This window comes from Streptomyces spinoverrucosus (assembly GCF_006539505.1).
GTDB lineage: Bacteria > Actinomycetota > Actinomycetes > Streptomycetales > Streptomycetaceae > Streptomyces > Streptomyces spinoverrucosus.
The window spans coordinates 25,865-47,507 of the sequence record NZ_BJND01000070.1 but is presented as its reverse complement, the minus strand read 5'-3'; the positions used below and the strand labels follow the sequence as shown (position 1 = coordinate 47,507).

The window sequence follows — 21,643 nt, the reverse complement described above, 5'->3', positions numbered from 1 at the left end:
GCGGCGCTGCAAGACCCGGGCGCCGAGCTTGCGGCCGCCCGCGTGGGCTCCGGGCCGCGACTTGTCGACGCTGACCGCCGGACTGTGCGAGGTCCGGCCCGGTGGCGCGTTCGCCGAGGTGCTGCGGCCGTGGTACGTCCCGTGTTCGCCGACGCGCCCGCCGCCCGCGCCGCGCTGCCCGGGGCGGTCGTCGGCCGGATGACGTCGTGAAGGTCAGCGCGCCCAATCCCCGTCGGCATCGCCCTCGATGCCATGCGTCGGCTGCCGCGAGGCCGTGGCACGGGCGCGGGTCCCACCGGCGACTGCCGTGCCGCCCGGTACGCGGCCGCGTACCAAGACAGGTTGCAGGCCAACGGCGGGGAAGCTCGGGGTGTTCGAGGACGACAGCGAGCGCGGCGGACTCAGCGGCAACCGGCGACGAGCTCAGCCTTGGTCGATGGCGCCGACCACCGAAGCGCGCGAGTGCAGCCTCGAAGCGGACGCGGCCCGGTACGCGGCCTTCCGGTCGTCGATCAGGGCGTGCACTGTGAGAGGAACACCCTCTCCGGTGACCCCAAGGCGGTGGCGCGCAATGGCACTGGGTACGGCCCCCGACCCCTACGAGCTGCGGTTCGACGCCGGGCGGGTCTGTCTGGACCTGCTCGCGACCACCCATCCCACCGAACGGCTCTGCACCGTCGAGGTGTTGCGGGCCTGGATCACCGGCTCGGGACTCGTCCCGCCGGGCACCCCGCTCGCGCATGCCGACGGCTCCTGGCTGGTGGCGGTACGTGAAGTGCGCGGGCACGTCGGCCAGTTGGTGCACGGCAGGCTGACGCCCACGACACCGTCGTACGATCGCGCCCTCGCCCGCGTCAACGAGCTCGCCCGCACCGCGCCCCCGGCGCCCCGCGCCCGACGCGGTCAGGACGGCACGCTCGTGCGGGAGTTGGACCGGCCGCCGCAGTGCGCCGCGCTGCTCGGCGCGATCGCCAGGGACGCCGTGGAGTTGCTCACCGATCCCGTCGCGCGGGCGAGCCTGCGGCAGTGCGCGGGGGACAACTGTCCCATCGTGTACCTCGACACCTCCCGGGGCCGGCGCAGGCGCTGGTGTTCCAGTGAGGTGTGCGGAAACCGCGAGCGGGTGGCCCGGCACCGACGGCGCGCGGCACTCTCCCGGGCCTGACGGTCCGTTATGTGGCTTCCGTGAAACAGTCGTTCCCCTGCTTCTGGCGTGATTTAGGCAACACGCCGTTTCAGACTCCGAGCCCCGTTTCGCCGTGACGACCTCGCCAATGTGGCGGAAATGTGAAGACGATGCGCGGGAATTGCGCACCCATGTCCCTCTCGTCACGTCACCTCGAAGAAAACTGTCACCTCACTTTGAACACTCAACGCCCGTTGTCCGTACCCCGTGTCGAGCGACCGACTGGGGGAACCCCCGGACACCGGAGGTGGGCGTGCGCAAGGATGCGGCCGTGGCCAATGAACGTGGAACGAGGGCCCGACATCGCATGTCCTCACAGCCCTCGGAACCTGACGAGGAGCTGATGCGTGCCCTGTACCGGGAGCATGCGGGGCCCCTCCTCGCGTATGTCCTGCGCCTGGTCGCCGGAGACCGGCAGCGTGCCGAGGACGTCGTGCAGGAGACGCTCATCCGTGCCTGGAAGAACGCCGGTCAGCTCAACCGAGCGACCGGATCGGTACGCCCCTGGCTGGTGACGGTCGCCCGGCGCATCGTCATCGACGGCCACCGCAGCCGGCAGGCCCGGCCGCAGGAGGTCGACCCGTCGCCGCTGGAGGTCATCCCCGCGGAGGACGAGATCGACAAGGCGCTGTGGCTGATGACGCTGTCGGACGCGCTCGACGACCTGACCCCTGCCCACCGGGAGGTGCTCGTCGAGACGTACTTCAAGGGGCGTACCGTCAATGAGGCGGCCGAGACGCTGGGCATACCCAGCGGCACTGTGCGCTCGCGGGTTTTCTACGCCCTGCGTTCGATGAAGCTGGCACTGGAGGAGCGGGGGGTGACGGCGTGATGAACACATACGGGGGATACGGAGCGGGGGGTCCGGGTATGTCTGGCCCCATGCAGGGATCAACGGGCCCGAACGAACACGAGACCGTCGGCGCCTACGCCCTCGGAATCCTCGACGACGCCGAAGCAACCGCTTTCGAGGCCCATCTCGCGACCTGCGAGTGGTGCGCCCAGCAGCTCGACGAGCTCGCCGGGATGGAACCGATGCTGGCCGCGCTCGCCGACCTCCCCGGCACCGGCACGCCCTCGATCGGCGAGTCGCTGTCCGCCAAGCCGAGCCCGCGGCTGGCGGAGAAGCTGGTCGACGAGGTCGCCGAACGCCGCGCCCAGAAGCGCCGCCGCAGCATGTACATGGTCGCGGCCGCGGCCGCGCTGATCGTCGGCGGCCCGCTGGTCTCCGTCGCGGCGACCGGCGGCGAGGACTCCGGCGGCGGCAACCGCCCGCTGCAGGCGGCGAGCCCCGCCCAGGAGGCCTTCAAGAGCATGCCCGACCGGGTCACGGCGACCGACCCCGAGACCGAGGTCAGCGCCACCGTGGCCATGCAGGAGAAGGCCTGGGGCACCGACGCGGTCCTGGAGCTGAAGAACGTCAAGGGCCCCGAGAAGTGCTCGCTGATCGCCGTGGGCAAGAACGGCGAGCGGGAGACGCTCAGCAACTGGTCCGTGCCGAACTGGGGCTACGGCGTGCCGAACGCCACCACGGAGCAGGGCAAGAACCCGCTCTACATCCAGGGCGGCGCCGCCTTCTCCCCGAACGAGATCGACCACTTCGAGGTCATGACCTTCGACGGGGAGCTGCTGGTGGAGATCGACGCGTAAGCGAGCGGTGACGACACGAGCCTCGGGTCCTTCGGGTAACGGACCCGAGGCTCACGCGTAGCCTTCAGGGGTCCCCTTCGCGTACGGTGGACGGCTGCCCAGCACGTCAGAAGGGGGCCCGGTGGCCGCACAGGCTCAACAGGAAACCGCGCTCGACCCCGCCCAGGACTCCGTACGCGACCGAGAGATCGGCGTGGAGCAGGAGCACCTGGACCGGGTGTACCACCGCCTGGAGGAGAAGATCCACGAGGCGGAGTTCCTCATGCGCGACGCGGCCCAGCGCGGCCAGGTCGGCACACCCGGCGCGCTCGCCGAACGCGACGCGCAGGTCTTCCGGGCGGGCGTCCACCTGAGCCGGCTGAACAACGAGTTCGAGGACTTCCTCTTCGGCCGTATCGACCTGCTGCCCGGCAAGGACGGCAAGAAGGGCCCGGACGGCGCCTACACCGCCGTGGAGCCGGCGGAAGGGGCCGTGCGGCCGGACAACACGGCTGATATCGCCGAGACCCTGCACATCGGCCGCATCGGTGTCCTGGACGAGGACTACGCGCCGCTCGTCATCGACTGGCGGGCCCCCGCGGCCGCCCCCTTCTACCGTTCCACGCCGGTCGACCCCGGCCGGGTGGTCCGCCGCCGGGTCATCCGCTCCAAGGGCCGCCGCGTCCTCGGTGTCGAGGACGACCTGATGCGCCCCGAGCTGAAGGCCTTCCTCGACGGCCACGAGCTGCCCGTGATCGGCGACGGCGCCCTGATGGCCGCCCTCGGCCAGGCCCGCAGCCACACCATGCGGGACATCGTCGCCTCCATCCAGGCCGAGCAGGACCTGGTCATCCGCGCCCCCGCCGCCTCCGTCACCTACGTCGAGGGCGGCCCCGGCACCGGCAAGACCGCCGTCGCCCTGCACCGGGCGGCGTACCTGCTCTACCAGGACCGGCGCCGGTACGCGGGCGGCATCCTGATCGTCTCGCCGACCCCGCTGCTGGTGGCGTACACGGAGGGCGTGCTGCCCTCGCTCGGCGAGGAGGGCCAGGTCGCCATCCGGGCGATCGGCTCGCTGGTCGACGGCGCCGAGGCCACGCTGTACGACGCCCCGTCCGTGGCCCGCGCCAAGGGCTCGTACCGCATGCTCAAGGTGCTGCGGAAGGCCGCCCGCGGAGCGCTGGAGCTGAACGATTCACCACAGCGTCTGCGGGTCGTGGCCTTCGGCCGGCGTCTCGAACTTCAGGCCGAGGAGCTGGAGCGGATCCGGCGTACCGCGCTGGGCGGCACGGCCCCGGTCAACCTGCTGCGCCCGCGGGCCCGCAAGCTGCTGCTGGACGCCCTGTGGGAGCGGTCCGGCGCGGCCGGCCGGCACGCGGACCCGGAGCTGGCCGCCGAGCTGCGCTCGTCGTTCGACGAGGACATCTCCTCCGAGGACGACTTCATCGCGTTCCTCGACGCCTGGTGGCCGGAGCTGAGCCCGCGGGCGGTCCTGGCGGCCATGGCCGACGAGCGGCGGCTCGGCCGCTGGGCCCGGCGGATCCTGAACCCGGGCGAGGTGCGCAAGGTCGCCCGCTCGCTGAAGCGGGACGGCCTCACCGTGCACGACATCGCCATGCTCGACGAGCTCCAGTCGATCCTCGGCACCCCCGCCCGCCCGAGGAAGAGGCGCGAGCTCGACCCGCTCGACCAGCTCACCGGCCTGGAGGAGCTGATGCCGGTGCGCGAGGAGTCGCAGCGGGAGCGGGCCGAGCGGCTGGCGCAGGAGCGCATCGAGTACGCGCACGTCATCGTGGACGAGGCGCAGGACCTCACGCCGATGCAGTGGCGCATGGTCGGCCGCCGCGGCCGGCACGCCACCTGGACGATCGTCGGCGACCCGGCCCAGTCCTCCTGGTCCGACCCGGACGAGGCGGCCGAGGCCCGCGACGAGGCCCTCGGCACGCGTCCTCGGCGCCGCTTCCGCCTCACCGTGAACTACCGCAACCCGGCCGAGATCGCCGAGCTGGCGTCGAAGGTGCTGGCGCTGGCCATGCCCGGCTCCGAGTCGCCGTCGGCGGTGCGCTCCACCGGCGTCGAGCCGCGGTTCACTGTGCTGCGGGAGTCCCTGGGGCAGACCGTGCGCGAGGAGGCGGCCCGGCTGCTCGACCGCGTGGACGGCACGGTCGGCGTCGTCGTGGCCATGAACCGGCGCGAGGAGGCCCGCCGCTGGCTGGCCGGGCTCGGCGACCGGGTCGTGGCGCTCGGCAGCCTGGAGGCCAAGGGCCTGGAGTACGACGCGACGGTCGTCGTCTCACCCGCGGAGATCGCCGACGAGTCGCCCGCCGGGCTGCGTGTGCTGTACGTCGCACTGACCCGGGCCACCCAGCAGCTGACCATCGTCTCCGGGGAGCGGGACGAGCCGAACGCGGCCGGGGTGCCGGATCTGCTGCGGGACTGACATCCGGTACGGGAATGGCCTTACGGGATCGGTTTGTTAGCCTGGGTGTGGCACCGGCCCGATCCAAGCCCCCGGGCCCAACCTTCGTCGCTTCGAGCGACCACTTGCCGCGAGGCGAGCATGGCGGGTCGGTGTCACTGAACGAGTGAGAGGCCCACGTCACGACGTGACGTGGGCCTCTTTTTCACTGCCCGATTCCGCGAACAAAACGTTCGTAATAGGAGGCGGCTACCAGCTACTCGGCGGTAGGTGCGACGATCGGACGGCATAAATCGGCGACACCGTGAAAGCAGAGGAAGTCGGCCATGGCAACGGCGCCCAGCGTCTCCTACTCGATGACCATCCGGTTGGAGGTGCCCGCGAGCGGAACCGCCGTCTCGCAGCTCACCACCGCGGTGGAATCCTCCGGAGGCTCGGTGACCGGCCTCGACGTCACCGCGTCCGGACACGAAAAGCTCCGGATCGACGTCACGATCGCGGCCACCTCCACCGCGCACGCCGACCAGATCGTCCAGCAGCTGCGCGGCATCGAGGGCGTCACGCTGGGCAAGGTCTCGGACCGTACGTTCCTGATGCACCTCGGCGGCAAGATCGAGATGCAGTCCAAGCACCCCATCCGCAACCGTGACGACCTCTCCATGGTCTACACGCCGGGTGTGGCCCGCGTCTGCATGGCCATCGCCGAGAACCCCGAGGACGCCCGCCGCCTCACCATCAAGCGCAACTCCGTTGCGGTCGTGACGGACGGCTCCGCCGTGCTGGGCCTGGGCAACATCGGCCCGAAGGCCGCGCTGCCCGTGATGGAGGGCAAGGCGGCCCTGTTCAAGCGGTTCGCCGGCATCGACGCCTGGCCGATCTGCCTGGACACCCAGGACACCGACGCGATCGTCGAGATCGTCAAGGCGATCGCCCCGGGCTTCGCCGGCATCAACCTGGAGGACATCTCCGCCCCCCGCTGCTTCGAGATCGAGGCACGGCTGCGCGAGGCCCTCGACATCCCCGTCTTCCACGACGACCAGCACGGCACCGCGATCGTGGTGCTGGCCGCGCTGACCAACGCACTTCGCGTGGCCAACAAGGGAATTGAGGACATCCGCGTCGTCATGTCGGGCGCGGGCGCGGCCGGTACGGCGATCCTGAAGCTGCTCCTGGCCGCCGGTGTGAAGCACGCCGTCGTCGCCGACATCCATGGTGTCGTGCACGCCGACCGCAAGGACCTGGTCGACGCGGCCCCGGACTCGCCGCTGCGCTGGATCGCCGACAACACCAACCCCGAGGGCATCACGGGGACTCTCAAGGAGGCCGTGCGCGGCGCGGACGTCTTCATCGGCGTCTCCGCTCCCAACGTCCTCGACGGCGACGACGTGGCCGCCATGGCCGACGACGCGATCGTGTTCGCGCTCGCGAATCCCGACCCCGAGGTCGAACCGGCAATCGCCCGCCAGACGGCGGCAGTTGTGGCCACCGGCCGCTCCGACTTCCCGAACCAGATCAACAACGTGCTGGTCTTCCCGGGCGTCTTCCGCGGTCTGCTGGACGCGCAGTCCCGTACCGTCAACACGGAGATGATGCTCGCGGCCGCGAAGGCGCTGGCGGACGTCGTCACCGAGGACGAGCTGAACCCGAACTACATCATCCCGAGCGTGTTCAACGACAAGGTCGCGGGCGCGGTCGCGGGTGCGGTGCGGGAGGCCGCGAAGGCGGTCGGAGCGGCGCCGAACAACGCGAACGGCCTCTGAGCTCGACTGCCGGGCTGTGATCCGCACTGAGGATCTCTGTGAGGATCACCACGGCCGCGCTGATCACCGGCGCGTCGTGAAACCTCGTACCCTTGGCCGCCATCTAGGGTGGGCGGCCGGACAGACCCCGCGTCTGAGGCATGATCGGCCGGACAGGTCCTAGTCAGTGGCGCTTTTCGTGTGACTCCCAAGGGTGTTCTCACGACTCCTGCGGGTGCCGGATTGGCATTCCCGCCGCAGGTGGGGGCAGGATGCGTCCCTGGGCGCGAGCGTCGGACGACGGACCCGGGTCCGGGGACTGTCCGAGGACCCTGGCAGCATCGGCTTCGCAGTGCCCGATATGCGGCTCCGCCGCGTGGCACGCCTCAATGGCAAGAAGAACACGGGAGTAACAACATGAACCGCAGTGAGCTGGTGGCCGCGCTGGCCGACCGCGCCGAGGTGACCCGCAAGGACGCCGACGCCGTGCTGGCCGCGTTCGCCGACGTCGTCGGCGAGATTGTCGCCAAGGGGGACGAGAAGGTCACCATCCCCGGCTTCCTGACCTTCGAGCGCACCCACCGTGCCGCTCGTACCGCGCGTAACCCGCAGACCGGCGACCCGATCCAGATCCCGGCCGGTTACAGCGTGAAGGTCTCCGCGGGCAGCAAGCTCAAGGAAGCGGCCAAGGGCCAGTAAGCGCTCCGCTGTGAGCGCCGTGCGCGCCCTTTGAGGGCGCTGCAGTGAACGCCGATGGGGCGGCCACCCGAGTCCGGGTGGCCGCCCCATCGGCGTTCACGTTCGGTGCGTCAGCCGAGCGCCTTGCCCGGCAGCTCCACCTTCGCGCCCAGCTCCACCAGCTTGTCCATGAAGTTCTCGTAGCCACGGTTGATCAGGTCGATGCCGTGGACCCGCGACGTGCCCTGGGCCGCCAGGGCGGCGATGAGGTACGAGAAGCCGCCGCGCAGGTCGGGGATGACCAGGTCGGCGCCCTGGAGGCGGGTGGGGCCGCTCACGACCGCCGAGTGCAGGAAGTTCCGCTGGCCGAAGCGGCAGTTCGAGCCGCCGAGGCACTCGCGGTAGAGCTGGATGTGGGCGCCCATCTGGTTGAGCGCGGAGGTGAAGCCGAGGCGGGACTCGTAGACCGTCTCGTGGATGATGGACAGGCCCGTGGCCTGCGTGAGGGCGACGACCAGCGGCTGCTGCCAGTCCGTCTGGAAGCCCGGGTGGACGTCCGTCTCCAGGGCGATCGACTTCAACTGCCCGCCGGGGTGCCAGAAACGGATGCCCTCGTCGTCGATCTCGAAGGCACCGCCCACCTTCCGGTAGGTGTTGAGGAACGTCATCATGGACCGCTGCTGCGCGCCACGGACGTAGATGTTGCCCTCGGTCGCCAGCGCCGCGGACGCCCAGGAGGCGGCCTCCAGCCGGTCCGGGAGGGCGCGGTGGGCGTAGCCGCCGAGCGTGTCCACACCGGTGATGCGGATCGTGCGGTCGGTGTCCATCGCGATGATGGCGCCCATCTTCTGCAGTACGCAGATGAGGTCCTCGATCTCCGGCTCCACGGCCGCGTTCGAGAGCTCCGTCACCCCCTCGGCGAGGACCGCCGTCAGCAGCACCTGCTCGGTCGCGCCCACGGACGGGTACGGCAGCCGGATCTTCGTACCGCGCAGCCGCTGGGGCGCCTCGAGGTACTGCCCGTCCGCACGCTTCTCGATCTTCGCGCCGAACTGCCGCAGCACCTCGAAGTGGAAGTCGATGGGCCGGCCGCCGATGTCGCAGCCGCCGAGGCCGGGGATGAACGCATGCCCCAGGCGGTGCAGCAGCGGACCGCAGAACAGGATGGGGATGCGCGAAGAACCCGCGTGGGCATCGATGTCGGCGACATTCGCGCTCTCCACGTGCGACGGGTCCAGGACCAGTTCGCCCGGCTCCTCACCCGGACGGACCGTCACCCCGTGCAGTTGCAGCAGGCCGCGTACGACACGCACGTCACGGATGTCCGGGACGTTGCGCAGCCGGCTCGGCGCGCTGCCGAGCAGGGCGGCGACCATGGCCTTCGGTACGAGGTTCTTCGCACCGCGGACACGGATCTCGCCCTCCAGCGGGGTTCCGCCGTGGACAAGCAGGACATCGTCGTTGACGGTCATGTATCTCGCGTTCCGATGAGTTGGGCAAGGGCCGGAGAGACAGAGTAATGGCCGCCGACCCCCCTGAAGTAAGCCCAAGGACCGCCCAGCTCTGTCATAGCTCTGTCACAACACGAACCGTTCTCTATCGGGCACATGGGGTCACTGGAGCGGCCGGACGGCGCCCGTGCGCCGGGGACGCTTCCGTGTGCCCTGAGCTGCGTTCACTCCTGGCCCCGGATTGGCTCCCCACGTGACGGGAAGATGCGGGATCATGTCTGGCATGACCGAGGTGTCCTCGCTCACAGGGCGGCTGCTCGTGGCCACCCCCGCCCTGGCGGACCCGAACTTCGACCGTGCGGTGGTGCTCCTCCTCGACCACGACGAGGAGGGCTCGCTGGGTGTCGTCCTCAACCGCCCGACGCCGGTGGACGTCGGCGACATCCTGGAGGGCTGGGCGGACCTGGCCGGTGAACCCGGCGTGGTCTTCCAGGGCGGACCGGTCTCGCTGGACTCCGCTCTCGGCGTCGCGGTCATCCCCGGCGGCGCGTCCGGCGACGCCGCCCCGCTCGGCTGGCGCCGGGTGCACGGCGCGATCGGCCTGGTCGACCTGGAGGCCCCGCCGGAGCTGCTGGCCGCCGTCCTCGGCTCGCTGAGAATCTTCGCCGGGTACGCGGGCTGGGGCCCCGGCCAGTTGGAGGACGAACTGGTCGAGGGCGCCTGGTACGTCGTGGAGTCCGAGCCCGGCGACGTCTACTCGCCGTTCCCCGAACGACTCTGGCGCGAGGTGCTGCGCCGGCAGCGCAACGAGCTGGCGATGGTGGCCACGTACCCCGACGACCCCTCGCTCAACTGACGCACGCCCGTCTCTCAACCGTTGCGTGTGGGCTTCAGTACCCTTGGCCCTATGAGCACTCTCGAGCCCGAGCGCGGGACTGGTACGGGGACACTCGTAGAGCCCACGCCGAAGACTTCCCACGGCGACGGTGACCACGAGCGCTTCGCCCACTACGTCCAGAAGGACAAGATCATGGCGAGCGCCCTCGACGGTACGCCCGTCGTGGCGCTGTGCGGCAAGGTCTGGGTGCCGGGCCGCGATCCGAAGAAGTACCCCGTGTGTCCCATGTGCAAGGAGATCTACGACTCCATGGGCGCCGGCGGTGACGACAAGGGCAAGGGCGGGGACAAGTAACCGTCTGATCCTTTCCTGACAGTTGTCCGGGAGGCCCCCGGGATGCGCTTCGGCGTGCCCCGGGGGCCTCTTCGTCATGCCGCTCGTCAAGTCTCTCGTCATGTCACGAAGTGGTTGAGACCTCTTGTGGACATGTTCATGTAGTCCATAGCCTCCGGCTTGTTGTTGTGCAGAGCGAAACCGTCATTGCACATGTTGCAACAGTGCGTTGCGACACCCTTCGGAGGCACTCCATGAAGCTGTCCGTCCGACTGGCCGCCGTCGCGGCCGTCCTGGTCACCGCCGCCTGCGCCCCGCAGACGTCCGGCAACTCCACCTCCGGCAAGGACGAGCAGTCCGGCACCCTGCGCGTCTGGCTGTTCCAGGAGGTCAACAACAAGCCGAAGGAGCAGGTCGTCCAGTCCGTGGTCGACAGCTTCGAGAAGGCGCACGAGGGCACCGAGGTCACCGTCGAGTACATCCCGGTCGAGACCCGCGCCCAGCGCATCAAGGCCGCCTTCAACGACCCCGCCAGCGCGCCCGACGTCATCGAGTACGGCAACACCGACACCGCCGGCTATGTGAAGGACGGCGGCCTGGAGGACGTCACGAAGGACTTCACCTCCTGGAGCGAGGCCAAGGACACCGACCCGACCGCCAAGCAGTCGGTGACGGTGGACGGGAAGATCTACGGCGCCCCCTACTTCGTCGGCGTCCGCGCGCTCTACTACCGGACGGACGTCTTCGACCAACTCGGCCTCGACGTGCCGAAGTCCCAGGCCGAGCTGATCGAGACGGCGCAGCGCATCCGGGCCGCCGAGCCCGACCTGTACGGCCTGGTGGTGGGCGGTGCCTACACCTACGGGGCGATGCCGTTCATCTGGGCCAACGGCGGCGAACTCGCCACCGGCAAGGGCGGTTCGTACGCTGCCGCGATCGACACCCCGGACGCCCAGAAGGGCATCACGGCGTACACCTCGCTCTTCGGCGACGACAACTGTCCCGCCGCCAAGTGCGCGGGGATGACCGGCAACGACACCATCACCGCGTTCGCCTCGGGCAAGGCGGGCATGGCGATCGGCGGCGACTTCAGCCATCAGGCCGTGGAGGCCGGGGCGGTGAAGGGGAAGTACGCGGTGGTGCCGCTGCCGGGGGTGGAGCCCGGCTCGATCGCGCCGGCGTTCGCGGGCGGCAACAACATCGGCGTACTGAAGAGCACCGCGCACCGCACCCTCGCCGTCGACCTGATGAAGCGGCTCGCCTCGAAGCAGACGCAGGGTGAACTCTTTGACGCCATGGGCTTTCTGCCGACCTTCACGGATGTGCGGGGGCAGGTGGCGGAGCGTGAGCCGTTCGTGAAGCCGTTCGTTCAGACGCTGGCCGCGGACACGAAGTTCGTGCCGGCCTCGCCGGCGTGGGCGCAGATCGACTCCTCGCTCGTGCTGCCGACGATGTTCCAGGAGATCGTCAGCGGTAAGAAGGGTGTGGCGGCGGCCGCGGGAGATGCGGCGCAGAAGATGGACGATGCGTTTGGCTCCGCCGGATGACGCGGAGCAAAGGCTTGCCCTGGCTGTACCTTGCCCCCGCCCTGGTCGTCATCGGTGGGCTGCTCGTCTACCCCGTCTACCAACTCGGCCTGATCTCCTTCCTGGAGTACACCCAGGCCCAGGTCAGCGGCGGTGAACCGACCTCGTTCCAGGGGTTCGGGAACTACGCTCGGCTGTTCGGTGACGAGCAGTTCTGGCAGGTGCTGCTGGCGACCGTGCTGTTCGCGGCGGCCTGTGTGGTGTCGACGCTCGCCGCCGGCTGTGCTCTTGCCGTGCTGCTCACCCGCGTACGGGCCGTGCCGCGGCTCGCGCTGATGCTGGCCGCGCTGGGGGCGTGGGCGACCCCGGCGGTCACCGGCTCCACGGTCTGGCTGCTGCTGTTCGACCCGGACTTCGGCCCGGTCAACCGGATCCTCGGGCTCGGCGATCACTCGTGGACGTACGGCCGGTTCAGCGCCTTCTTCCTCGTCCTGCTCGAAGTGGTGTGGTGCTCCTTCCCGTTCGTGATGGTCACGGTGTACGCGGGCATCCGCGCCGTACCCACGGAGGTGCTGGAGGCCGCCGCGCTGGACGGCGCCTCGCAGTGGCGGATCTGGCGCTCGGTGCTGGCGCCGATGCTCCGCCCGATTTTGGTGATCGTCACCATCCAGTCGGTCATCTGGGACTTCAAGGTCTTCACGCAGATCTACGTCATGACGAACGGCGGCGGCATCGCGGGACAGAACCTCGTCCTGAACGTCTACGCCTACCAACAGGCGTTCGCGTCCTCGCAGTACAGCCTCGGCTCGGCGATCGGCGTCGTGATGCTGCTGATCCTGCTCGCGGTGACGCTCGTGTATCTGCGGTTGCTGCGCAGGCAGGGGGAGGAGCTGTGAATCTTTTCCGGGGCATCGTGCGCCGGCCGTGGCGGACGGCCGCCGAGGCGGCGGCGCTGCTGATCGCGGCGGTGGTCGCCTTTCCCCTGTACTGGATGGTGCTGAGCGCCTTCAAACCGGCCGGGGAGATCGAGTCCACGACCCCTCGGCCGTGGACGCCGGCCCCCACTCTGGATTCCTTCCGGCGGGTCTTCGGACAGCAGGAATTCGGCCGGTACTTTGTCAACAGTCTTGTCGTCGCTTGCACCGTCGTGGTCGTCTCGGCACTGATCGCGTTTCTCGCGGCGACCGCCGTGACACGATTCCGGTTCCGCTTCCGGACCACCCTGCTGATCATGTTCCTGGTGGCCCAGATGGTGCCCGTGGAGGCGCTGACGATCCCCCTGTTCTTCCTCATGCGGGACTTCGGCCAGCTGAACACGCTGGGCTCGCTGATCCTGCCGCACATCGCCTTCTCCCTGCCCTTCGCGATCTGGATGCTGCGCGGGTTCGTGAAAGCGGTGCCGGAGGCGCTGGAGGAGGCCGCGTACATCGACGGGGCGAGCCGGGCGCGATTCCTCTGGCAGATCCTTTTCCCGCTGGTCTTCCCGGGGCTGGTGGCCACGAGCGTGTTTTCCTTCATCTCCGCCTGGAACGACTTCCTGTTCGCCAAGTCCTTCATCATCAGCGACGCTTCGCAGTCGACGCTGCCGATGGCTCTGCTGGTCTTCTACAAGCCGGAGGAGCCGGACTGGGGTGGCGTGATGGCGGCGTCCACGGTGATGACGATTCCGGTGCTGGTGTTCTTCGTACTCGTACAGCGACGGCTTGTCTCCGGGCTGGGCGGAGCGGTAAAGGACTGACGTGACCGAACTGATTCCGACGCCCCGCAGCGTTGTCGCCGGTTCCGGCGAGGTGCGGCTGACGGCGCACTCCCAGCTCTACGCCGGCCCCGCCACGGAGGGTGTCGGTCACTGGCTGCGCACCGCCCTCTGGCAGGCCACCGGCCTGCCGCTGCGCGAGGGACGTGAGCTCGACGACACCGACGGCGACGGTATCGGGCTCCAGCTCGACCCCGAGCTCCGTCCCGAGGAGTACCGCCTCGTCAGCGACTACAGCGGCGTCCTTGTCGAGGGCGGCAGCGCGGCCGGTGTCTTCTGGGGTGCCCAGACGCTGCGGCAGCTCCTCGGCCCCGACGCATACCGCAGGGCTCCGCTCAGCCGCGACCGCACCTGGGCTGTGCCACACGTCGAGATCGAGGACGCCCCTCGTTTCGGCTGGCGCGGCCTCATGCTGGACGTCGCCCGGCACTTCATGCCCAAGGACGGTGTGCTGCGCTACCTGGATCTGATGGCGGCGCACAAACTCAGCGTCCTCCACTTCCACTTGACGGACGACCAGGGCTGGCGGATCGAGATCAAGCGGTACCCGAAGCTGACGGAGGTCGGCTCCTGGCGGGCGCGCACCAAATTCGGCCACCGGGCCTCGCCGCTGTGGGAGGAGAAGCCGCACGGTGGCTACTACACCCACGACGACATCCGGGAGATCGTCGCCTACGCCGCCGAGCGGCATATCACCGTCGTCCCGGAAATCGACGTACCGGGACACTCGCAGGCCGCCATCGCGGCGTATCCGGAACTCGGCAACACCGACGTCATCGACACCACCTCCCTTGCGGTCTGGGACAACTGGGGGATCTCTCCGAACGTACTCGCCCCCACTGACAACGCCCTGCGCTTCTACGAAGGCGTGTTCGAGGAAGTCCTGGATCTGTTTCCCTCGGAGTTCATTCACGTCGGCGGCGACGAATGCCCGAAGGACCAGTGGCGGAAGTCGCCCACCGCGCAGGCGCGGATCAGGGAACTGGGGCTGGCCGACGAGGACGCGTTGCAGTCGTGGTTCATCGGCCACTTCGACACGTGGCTTTCCGCGCGCGGGCGCCGGTTGATCGGCTGGGACGAGATCCTGGAGGGCGGGCTCGCCCCCGGGGCGACCGTGTCCTCCTGGCGCGGATACGCGGGCGGAATCGCCGCCGCCCGGGCCGGTCATGACGTCGTGATGTGCCCGGAGCAGCAGGTGTACCTGGACCACCGTCAGGCCGACGGCGCGGACGAGCCCGTACCGATCGGCTATGTGCGCACCCTGGAGGACGTCTACCGCTTCGAGCCCGTTCCACCACAGCTCACCGAGGAACAGGCCGGTCATGTGCTGGGCACGCAGGCCAATGTGTGGACCGAGGTGATGGAGGACCGGGCGCGCGTGGACTACCAGGCCTTTCCGAGGCTCGCGGCCTTCGCCGAGGTCGCCTGGAGCGACCTGCCCGCCCCGGCGGAACGGGACTTCGCCGGCTTCGAACGCCGGATGACCGCCCACTACCGGCGACTTGACGCCCTGGGCGTCGCCTACCGGCCGCCCACGGGCCCGCGGCCCTGGCAGCGGCGTCCCGGCGTACTCGGCCGCCCGATCGACGGGCCGCCGCCGAACAGGTAGGCCGGGGAGGCGGGGCAGGTCTCGAAATCGCGCAGATCTCGAAAGCGCGCAGGTCTCGAACAGGCAGGAAAAAAAGCGGACAAGGGTCACCGAAGAGTGGCAATTCCGCCTGACCAGGGATGCGCGGTGATGTACGTACAAATCGGGCCATCTCCCTGATGAGGTGGGCGAATGCCTCCTAGCGGACCCCCGTCTTCGGGTCCTGCGAAGATGTGCCAGAGTTGCCACGTCCGCCCTGTCGGCACGTACCGTACGGCCACACAGGCGGGACCAGGTGGGCAGCGGGAAGGGGCAGCCGGTTTGACCACGCACGCACCGCAGGCGGCGCAGGCCGTCACCCTGCCCGCGACGCTGGACGAGGCCGTGGCGGCACTCACCGCCATGCCCGCCGCCGTGCCCGTGGCGGGCGGTACCGACCTGATGACCGCCGTCAACTCCGGTCAGCTCAGGCCCGCCGCACTGGTCGGCCTCGGCCGGATCAGCGAGATCCGCGGCTGGCAGTACCAGGACGGCCACGCCCTGCTCGGCGCCGGACTGACGCACGCACGTATGGGCCGCCCCGACTTCGCCGCCCTGATCCCGGCGCTCGCCGCCGCCTCGCGCGCCGCAGGCCCGCCGCACATCCGCAACGCCGGCACCCTGGGCGGCAACATCGCCACCGCCGCCCCCACGGGCGACGCGCTGCCCGTACTGGCCGCCCTGGAGGCGACGCTGATCATCGCGGGCCCGGGCGGAGCCCGCCGGGAGATCCCGGTGTCGCACCTGCTGGCGGGCGTGGAGCTGCTGCGCGCCGGTGAACTCATCGGGTACGTGCGCGTGCCGCTGCTGCACGCCCCGCAGGTCTTCCTGAAGGCGACCGGCCGCACCGGCCCCGGGCGGGCCGTCGCCTCCGTGGCGCTGGTCCTCGATCCCGCCCGGCGCGGGGTGCGGTGTGCGGTGGGTGCCATAGCGCCGATGCCGCTGCGGCCCCTGGAGGCCGAGCAGTGGGTCGCGCAGCTCATCGACTGGGACAACAACCGGGCGATCGTCCCCGAGGCGCTCACCGCCTTCGGCGAGTACGTCGCCGCGGCCTGCATCCCCGACGCACCCCCGGCCGAGGACGGTTCGGTCCCACAGCTTCCGCCCGCCGTACTGCACCTGCGGCGCACCGTCGCCGCGCTGGCCCGACGAGCACTGGGGAGGGCGCTGTCGTGACCGACGACCAGCACGGACAGGGCACGCCCCAGGGCGGCGGACGCTGGGACCCGCTGCCCCAGGGCGACTACGACGACGGCGCCACCGCCTTCGTGAAACTCCCCGAGGGCGGCATCGACGCGCTCCTGGCCTCCGCCGACAGCCCGCTCGCCGCGCCCGGCCACGGCTATGTGCCACCGCCGATAACGGTCACGCCCGCCCCCGGCACCGACCCGTCCGCCACCGGCACCTGGGGCGTGCCCGCCGAGAGCGCGCAGTGGCCCGACCCGAACGCGATGCCCCAGGGTGGCGGTCAGGACGGGTTCACGTACGACCCCGGGGCCACCGGGCAGTGGCACTTCGAGGAGCCCGCCCACGCGGAGGCGGCCCCGCCGCAGCCGGCCCCCGGTCATGACGTGACCGGGCAGTGGTCGATTCCCGTAGCGAACGGTGATCTTCCTGACGAGTCGGGTGAGTTCACGACGTCGGCGCTGGTGGAGCAGTGGGGCGGCACGCCTCCGGCCACGCTCCCCGGGGGCGCGCCCGCGCCCTGGGCGACCGAGGCGGCCGGGCAGCCGTGGGGGCACGAACAGGCGGCTGCCGAGCAGGGGCACACCGCCGGGCAGCAGCTGTACCCGCAGGAGGCCGCTCCCGCGGGCGGTGCGGCGACCGAGCGCGCGCAGGAGACGCCGGGGGCCCAGGAGGGCGTAGAGGCGGCTGAGAGGCCCGCTGAGGCGCCGGGGGCCCCTGAGGGCGTAGAGGCCGCTGAGAGCCCGTCTGAGGGCCCTGCTGAGAGCACCGCTGAAGGGTCCGCGCAGCCCGGGGACGCGGAATCCCGGTCGGAGCCCGCCGAGGAGCAGGCGTCCGCCGGTCCCGAGAGCGAGCCGGACACTCCGGCCGAGCCCTCCGCCACGGCCCCGCACGACGACCACCCCCTCGCCTCGTACGTGCTGCGCGTCAACGGCACCGACCGCCCCGTCACCGACGCGTGGATCGGCGAGTCGCTGCTCTACGTCCTGCGGGAGCGGCTCGGCCTCGCGGGCGCCAAGGACGGCTGCTCGCAGGGCGAGTGCGGGGCCTGCAACGTCCAGGTCGACGGGCGGCTCGTCGCCTCCTGCCTGGTGCCCGCGGTCACCGCGGCCGGCAGCGAGGTGCGCACCGTGGAGGGCCTGGCCGTCGACGGGCAGCCCTCGGACGTGCAGCGGGCGCTCGCCAAGTGCGGTGCCGTGCAGTGCGGTTTCTGCGTGCCCGGCATGGCGATGACCGTGCACGACCTGCTGGAGGGCAACCCGGCGCCGACCGAGCTGGAGACCCGCCAGGCGCTGTGCGGCAACCTGTGCCGTTGCTCGGGCTACCGGGCCGTCCTGGAGGCCGTCAAGGACGTCGTCGCCGAGCGCGAGGCGCACTCCGCGCCCGACGCGCCCGAACAGGACGCCGACAAGCCGCGTATTCCTCACCAGGCGGGCCCCGGGGCCGGCGGCGTCAACCCGTCGGCGTTCGAGTCCCCCGGGACACCGCCCGGACCGCATGACCAGCCGTACGGAAACGGACAGGGACAGGACGGAGGCCAGGCGTGAGCAACGAAGCCGCCACCGCGACCACCACCGCGGAGGCCGTGCCCGCCGCGGAGCCGCTCCCGCACGGCCTCGGCGCCTCCCTGCCCGCCGCCGACTCCCGCGCGAAGACCGAGGGCACCTTCCCGTACGCCGCCGACCTGTGGGCCGAGGGCCTGCTCTGGGCGGCCGTACTGCGCTCACCGCACCCGCACGCGCGCATTGTGTCCATCGACACCTCACACGCGCGCGAGATGCCCGGCGTACGGGCCGTCGTCACCCACGAGGACGTGCCCGGCTCCCCGCTGCACGGACGCGGCAAGGCCGACCGCCCGGTGTTCGCCTCCGACGTCGTACGCCACCACGGCGAGTCCATCGCCGCCGTCGCCGCCGACCACCCGGACACCGCGCGGATGGCGGCGGCGGCCGTCATCGTCGAGTACGAGGTGCTCGACCCGGTGACCGACCCGGAGCAGGCCTTCGAGGCCGAGCCGCTGCACCCCGACGGCAACCTGATCCGGCACATCCCGCTGCGGCACGGCGACCCGGACGCGGCCGGCGAGGTCGTCGTCGAGGGCCTGTACCGCATCGGCCGCCAGGACCCGGCCCCCATTGGTGCCGAGGCGGGCCTGGCGGTGCCGCGTCCCGACGGCGGCGTCGAGCTGTACCTGGCGTCCACCGACCCGCACACCGACCGCGACCGGGCCGCCGCCTGCTTCGGCCTGGAACCCGAGCGCGTCAAGGTCGTCGTCACGGGCGTGCCCGGCGCCACCGCCGACCGTGAGGACCAGGGCTTCCAGCTGCCGCTCGGTCTGCTGGCGCTGAAGACCGGCTGCCCGGTGAAGCTGACGGCGACCCGGGAGGAGTCCTTCCTGGGTCACACGCACCGCCACCCCACTCTGCTGCGCTACCGCCACCACGCCGACGCCGAGGGCAAGTTGGTGAAGGTCGAGGCGCAGATCCTGCTGGACGCGGGCGCGTACGCGGACACCTCGGCTCAGGCGCTGGCGGCGGCGGTGGCGTTCGCCTGCGGCCCGTACGTCGTCCCGAACGCCTTCATCGAGGGCTGGGCCGTGCGCACCAACAACCCGCCCTCCGGCCATGTGCGCGGCGAGGGCGCGATGCAGGTCTGCGCCGCCTACGAGGCGCAGATGGACAAGCTGGCCAAGAAGCTCGGCATCGAACCGGCGGAAGTGCGCCTGCGCAACGTCATGGCCACCGGCGATGTGCTCCCGACCGGCCAGACGGTGACGTGCCCGGCGCCGGTCGCGGAACTCCTCCAGGCGGTACGGGACTTCCCGCTCCCCAAGCTCCCCAAGGACGCGCCCGAGGACGAGTGGCTGCTGCCCGGCGGTCCCGAGGGCGCGGGCGAACCGGGCGCGGTGCGCCGGGGCGTCGGCTACGGCCTGGGCATGGTGCACATGCTCGGCGCGGAGGGCGCCGACGAGGTCTCCACGGCGACCGTGAAGGTCCAGGACGGCGTGGCGACGGTGCTGTGCGCGGCCGTGGAGACGGGCCAGGGCTTCACGACGCTGGCGCGCCAGATCGTCCAGGAGACGCTCGGCATCGACGAGGTGCATGTGGCGCCGGTGGATACCGACCAGCCTCCTGCGGGCGCGGGCTGCCGAGGCCGCCACACATGGGTGTCGGGCGGTGCGGTGGAGCGCGCGGCGAAGATGGTCCGCACCCAGCTGCTCCAGCCCCTGGCGCACAAGTTCGGCATGTCGACCGAGCTGCTGCAGATCACCGACGGCAAGATCACGTCGTACGACGGAGTCCTGTCGACGACGGTCACCGAGGCGTTGGACGGCAAGGAACTGTGGGCCACGGCCCAGTGCCGCCCGCACCCGACGGAGCCACTGGACGGCGCCGGACAGGGCGACGCCTTCGTCGGACTGGCCTTCTGCGCGATCCGTGCGGTCGTGGACGTCGACATCGAGATCGGCTCGGTACGGGTGGTGGAGCTGGCGGTCGCGCAGGACGTCGGCCGGGTGCTGAACCCGACGCAGCTCGCGGCGCGTATCGAGGCGGGCGTCACGCAGGGTGTCGGTATCGCCCTCACGGAGAACCTGCGCACGCCGCGGGGCGTGATACGGCATCCCGACCTCACCGGCTATGCCCTGCCGACGGCGCTGGACGCGCCCGACATCCGGATCGTGAAGCTGGTCGAGGAGCGGGACGTGGTCGCGCCCTTCGGTGCCAAGGCGGTCAGCGCGGTGCCGGTCGTGGCGTCGCCGGCGGCGATCGCGTCGGCGGTGCGGGCGGCGACGGGACGACCGGTGAACCGGCTGCCGATCCGGCCGCAGGCGGCGGTGGTGACGGGGCAGTGACCCGCTGAACGCCGTTTCCTGCCAGCGGGGTTCAGCGGGGTTCAGCGGGGTTCAGCGGGTTTCAGCCGGGATCAGCGGGGCCAGCGGGGTTCGACCGCCGGTGTTCGCTCGGTGTTTCCGCAGGTCGGAGCGATTGTCAGTGGTGGCGCGTAGTGTTCTGGGGCAGTGGGGACGGCCGCGCCGGGCACGGACGGCGGGTGCACCCCCTGGACAAGCATGCGCGGGGGAGCCATGAGCACGATCGACGCCGCTGCCGCGGTGATCACCCTGACCGAGGACCAACTCGACCCGTACGTCACCCACATGCCGACGCGCCGCTGGCTGACGGGTCCCGGACTGCCGGGCGACAGCGCCCTGTTGACGTTCGAGGCACTGCGCAGAGACGGCCTGCGGACGGTGGCGGTCTCGACGGCCGACCCCGACCGCCTGCTGGCCCGGCTGCGCGAACAGCTGGTGATAGGCGGACTCCTGGCACCCGACGGCGTGGAGTCGGAGTCGGTGCTGCTCGACGGCGCGACCGGCGAGGTCTCGACGACGTACTTCTTCCACGACCGCCCCGACCTGATGGACAGCCGCCCGCTGGCGCCGTCGCTGCGGACGCTGGTGCGGTTCGCCGCCGCGACGGAGGAACTGGCGGATCTGCGCGGCCAGTTCGCCGCCTACGCCGGCCGCTTCGGACCGAAGGCGGTGGCGGAGGCGACCCGGCAGCTGCTGGCGGTGTTCGAGGAAGGGACCGGACCGGACGGTGAGATGCCGCCGTACTGGCGGATGGCGGCACTGATCCGCCCGCTCGCCCTGATGGCGGGCCCGGGCACCGAGTCCGGCCTCACCCTGGACCTGCCCCCGCGCCTGCTGGAGCAGGACTTCGGCCCCGGCCGGATCGCCCGCTTCGAGGACGTCGACTTCCCCACGACCCTCACCCACGAGCCGACCCGCCGCTTCCTGCGCGAGACGGGCCTGCCCGAGGACGGCTTCCTCTTCTACCTCGACACGGACGTCCCGCTCCCGACCCTGACCGAGTACTACACCGAGGAGCGCCCCGGCGACTTCCCCACCGGCGAACTCCCCGACCGCGCCGACCACTTGATACGCCTCGGCCATCTCATCGAGGACAACAGCCTCGTCGTCGACGGCGCCACGGGCGAGATCCTGAACTGGAGCGAACCCGAGGCGAGGCTGTACCCCCTCAACACGGACATATCCACCCTCGCCTTCACCCTGTGGCTCCTGCACCGCGAGAAGGCGATCGACGCGGCAACGGACCACGAGCTGACGACAGAGGCCTACGACCAACTGGCGGCGACGATGATCGACGTCCTGCGCAGGGTCGACCCGACGGGCACGGTCGACCGCTCGGGCTGGCACTACTGGACGGAGCTGTTCCAGGACGAGGCGGGTGGGGTGCTCTGAGGCACACGGAGGG

The 21,643-nt window shown here is 70.8% G+C and carries 17 protein-coding genes and 1 pseudogene; 17 read left to right on the top strand and 1 reads right to left on the bottom strand.

Annotation, left to right across the window (positions count from 1 at the left end):
- The 7 genes and pseudogenes from SSP24_RS43605 to SSP24_RS35175 form a co-directional block, all read left to right on the top strand.
- Positions 1-180, top strand: a pseudogene (locus SSP24_RS43605) (hypothetical protein); the annotation flags it as partial.
- Between the two features lie 391 nt (positions 181-571).
- Positions 572-1,165 carry a CGNR zinc finger domain-containing protein gene (locus SSP24_RS35200; protein ID WP_141314075.1) on the top strand — a complete coding sequence of 198 codons (594 nt, stop codon included), beginning with the start codon at positions 572-574 and terminating at the stop codon, positions 1,163-1,165.
- 268 nt (positions 1,166-1,433) lie between these two features.
- On the top strand, positions 1,434-2,018 hold the full coding sequence (locus SSP24_RS35195; protein WP_079071569.1) for a sigma-70 family RNA polymerase sigma factor: 585 nt from the start codon (positions 1,434-1,436) through the stop codon (positions 2,016-2,018).
- A 50-nt stretch (positions 2,019-2,068) separates the two neighbouring features.
- Positions 2,069-2,836 (top strand): anti-sigma factor family protein, encoded by a 768-nt coding sequence (locus SSP24_RS35190; RefSeq protein ID WP_141314073.1) that lies wholly within the window; start codon positions 2,069-2,071, stop codon positions 2,834-2,836.
- Between the two features lie 121 nt (positions 2,837-2,957).
- Positions 2,958-5,255 (top strand): HelD family protein, encoded by a 2,298-nt coding sequence (locus SSP24_RS35185; protein ID WP_141314071.1) that lies wholly within the window; start codon positions 2,958-2,960, stop codon positions 5,253-5,255.
- Between the two features lie 305 nt (positions 5,256-5,560).
- On the top strand, positions 5,561-6,994 hold the full coding sequence (locus tag SSP24_RS35180) for an NAD-dependent malic enzyme (protein ID WP_141314069.1): 1,434 nt from the start codon (positions 5,561-5,563) through the stop codon (positions 6,992-6,994).
- A gap of 396 nt (positions 6,995-7,390) precedes the next feature.
- The gene (locus SSP24_RS35175) at positions 7,391-7,672 is read left to right on the top strand and encodes an HU family DNA-binding protein (protein ID WP_141314067.1); all 282 of its coding nucleotides are present in this window, start codon (positions 7,391-7,393) and stop codon (positions 7,670-7,672) included.
- A gap of 110 nt (positions 7,673-7,782) precedes the next feature.
- Here the strand turns inward: SSP24_RS35175 and murA are convergent, their stop codons facing one another.
- Entirely contained in the window at positions 7,783-9,123 is a 1,341-nt protein-coding gene (gene murA, locus SSP24_RS35170) for a UDP-N-acetylglucosamine 1-carboxyvinyltransferase (RefSeq protein WP_141314065.1), read from the bottom strand.
- A gap of 262 nt (positions 9,124-9,385) precedes the next feature.
- On the opposite strand from murA, the gene SSP24_RS35165 reads away from it, so the two are divergent.
- From SSP24_RS35165 to SSP24_RS35120, 10 genes are all read left to right on the top strand, one after another.
- Positions 9,386-9,958 (top strand): YqgE/AlgH family protein, encoded by a 573-nt coding sequence (locus SSP24_RS35165; RefSeq protein ID WP_167529795.1) that lies wholly within the window; start codon positions 9,386-9,388, stop codon positions 9,956-9,958.
- A 51-nt stretch (positions 9,959-10,009) separates the two neighbouring features.
- Positions 10,010-10,294 carry a DUF3039 domain-containing protein gene (locus SSP24_RS35160; RefSeq protein WP_141314061.1) on the top strand — a complete coding sequence of 95 codons (285 nt, stop codon included), beginning with the start codon at positions 10,010-10,012 and terminating at the stop codon, positions 10,292-10,294.
- 233 nt (positions 10,295-10,527) lie between these two features.
- A complete protein-coding gene (locus SSP24_RS35155; RefSeq protein WP_141314059.1) occupies positions 10,528-11,820 on the top strand; it encodes an extracellular solute-binding protein in 1,293 nt (430 codons plus the stop codon).
- A complete protein-coding gene (locus SSP24_RS35150) occupies positions 11,817-12,695 on the top strand; it encodes a carbohydrate ABC transporter permease (protein WP_141314057.1) in 879 nt (292 codons plus the stop codon). The genes SSP24_RS35155 and SSP24_RS35150 overlap by 4 nt, the downstream gene beginning before the upstream one ends.
- The gene (locus tag SSP24_RS35145; protein WP_141314055.1) at positions 12,692-13,537 is read left to right on the top strand and encodes a carbohydrate ABC transporter permease; all 846 of its coding nucleotides are present in this window, start codon (positions 12,692-12,694) and stop codon (positions 13,535-13,537) included. Before SSP24_RS35150 ends, SSP24_RS35145 begins: the two co-directional genes overlap by 4 nt.
- A 1-nt stretch (position 13,538) precedes the next feature.
- The gene (locus SSP24_RS35140) at positions 13,539-15,164 is read left to right on the top strand and encodes a beta-N-acetylhexosaminidase (RefSeq protein WP_141314053.1); all 1,626 of its coding nucleotides are present in this window, start codon (positions 13,539-13,541) and stop codon (positions 15,162-15,164) included.
- A gap of 300 nt (positions 15,165-15,464) precedes the next feature.
- The gene (locus SSP24_RS35135) at positions 15,465-16,358 is read left to right on the top strand and encodes an FAD binding domain-containing protein (protein ID WP_141314051.1); all 894 of its coding nucleotides are present in this window, start codon (positions 15,465-15,467) and stop codon (positions 16,356-16,358) included.
- Positions 16,355-17,914 carry a (2Fe-2S)-binding protein gene (locus tag SSP24_RS35130; protein WP_141314049.1) on the top strand — a complete coding sequence of 520 codons (1,560 nt, stop codon included), beginning with the start codon at positions 16,355-16,357 and terminating at the stop codon, positions 17,912-17,914. Before SSP24_RS35135 ends, SSP24_RS35130 begins: the two co-directional genes overlap by 4 nt.
- Entirely contained in the window at positions 17,911-20,220 is a 2,310-nt protein-coding gene (locus SSP24_RS35125; RefSeq protein WP_141314047.1) for a xanthine dehydrogenase family protein molybdopterin-binding subunit, read from the top strand. Before SSP24_RS35130 ends, SSP24_RS35125 begins: the two co-directional genes overlap by 4 nt.
- A 231-nt stretch (positions 20,221-20,451) precedes the next feature.
- Positions 20,452-21,630, top strand: a complete 1,179-nt coding sequence (locus tag SSP24_RS35120) for an SUKH-4 family immunity protein (RefSeq protein ID WP_141314045.1) — start codon at positions 20,452-20,454, stop codon at positions 21,628-21,630.
- Positions 21,631-21,643 lie beyond the last annotated feature (13 nt).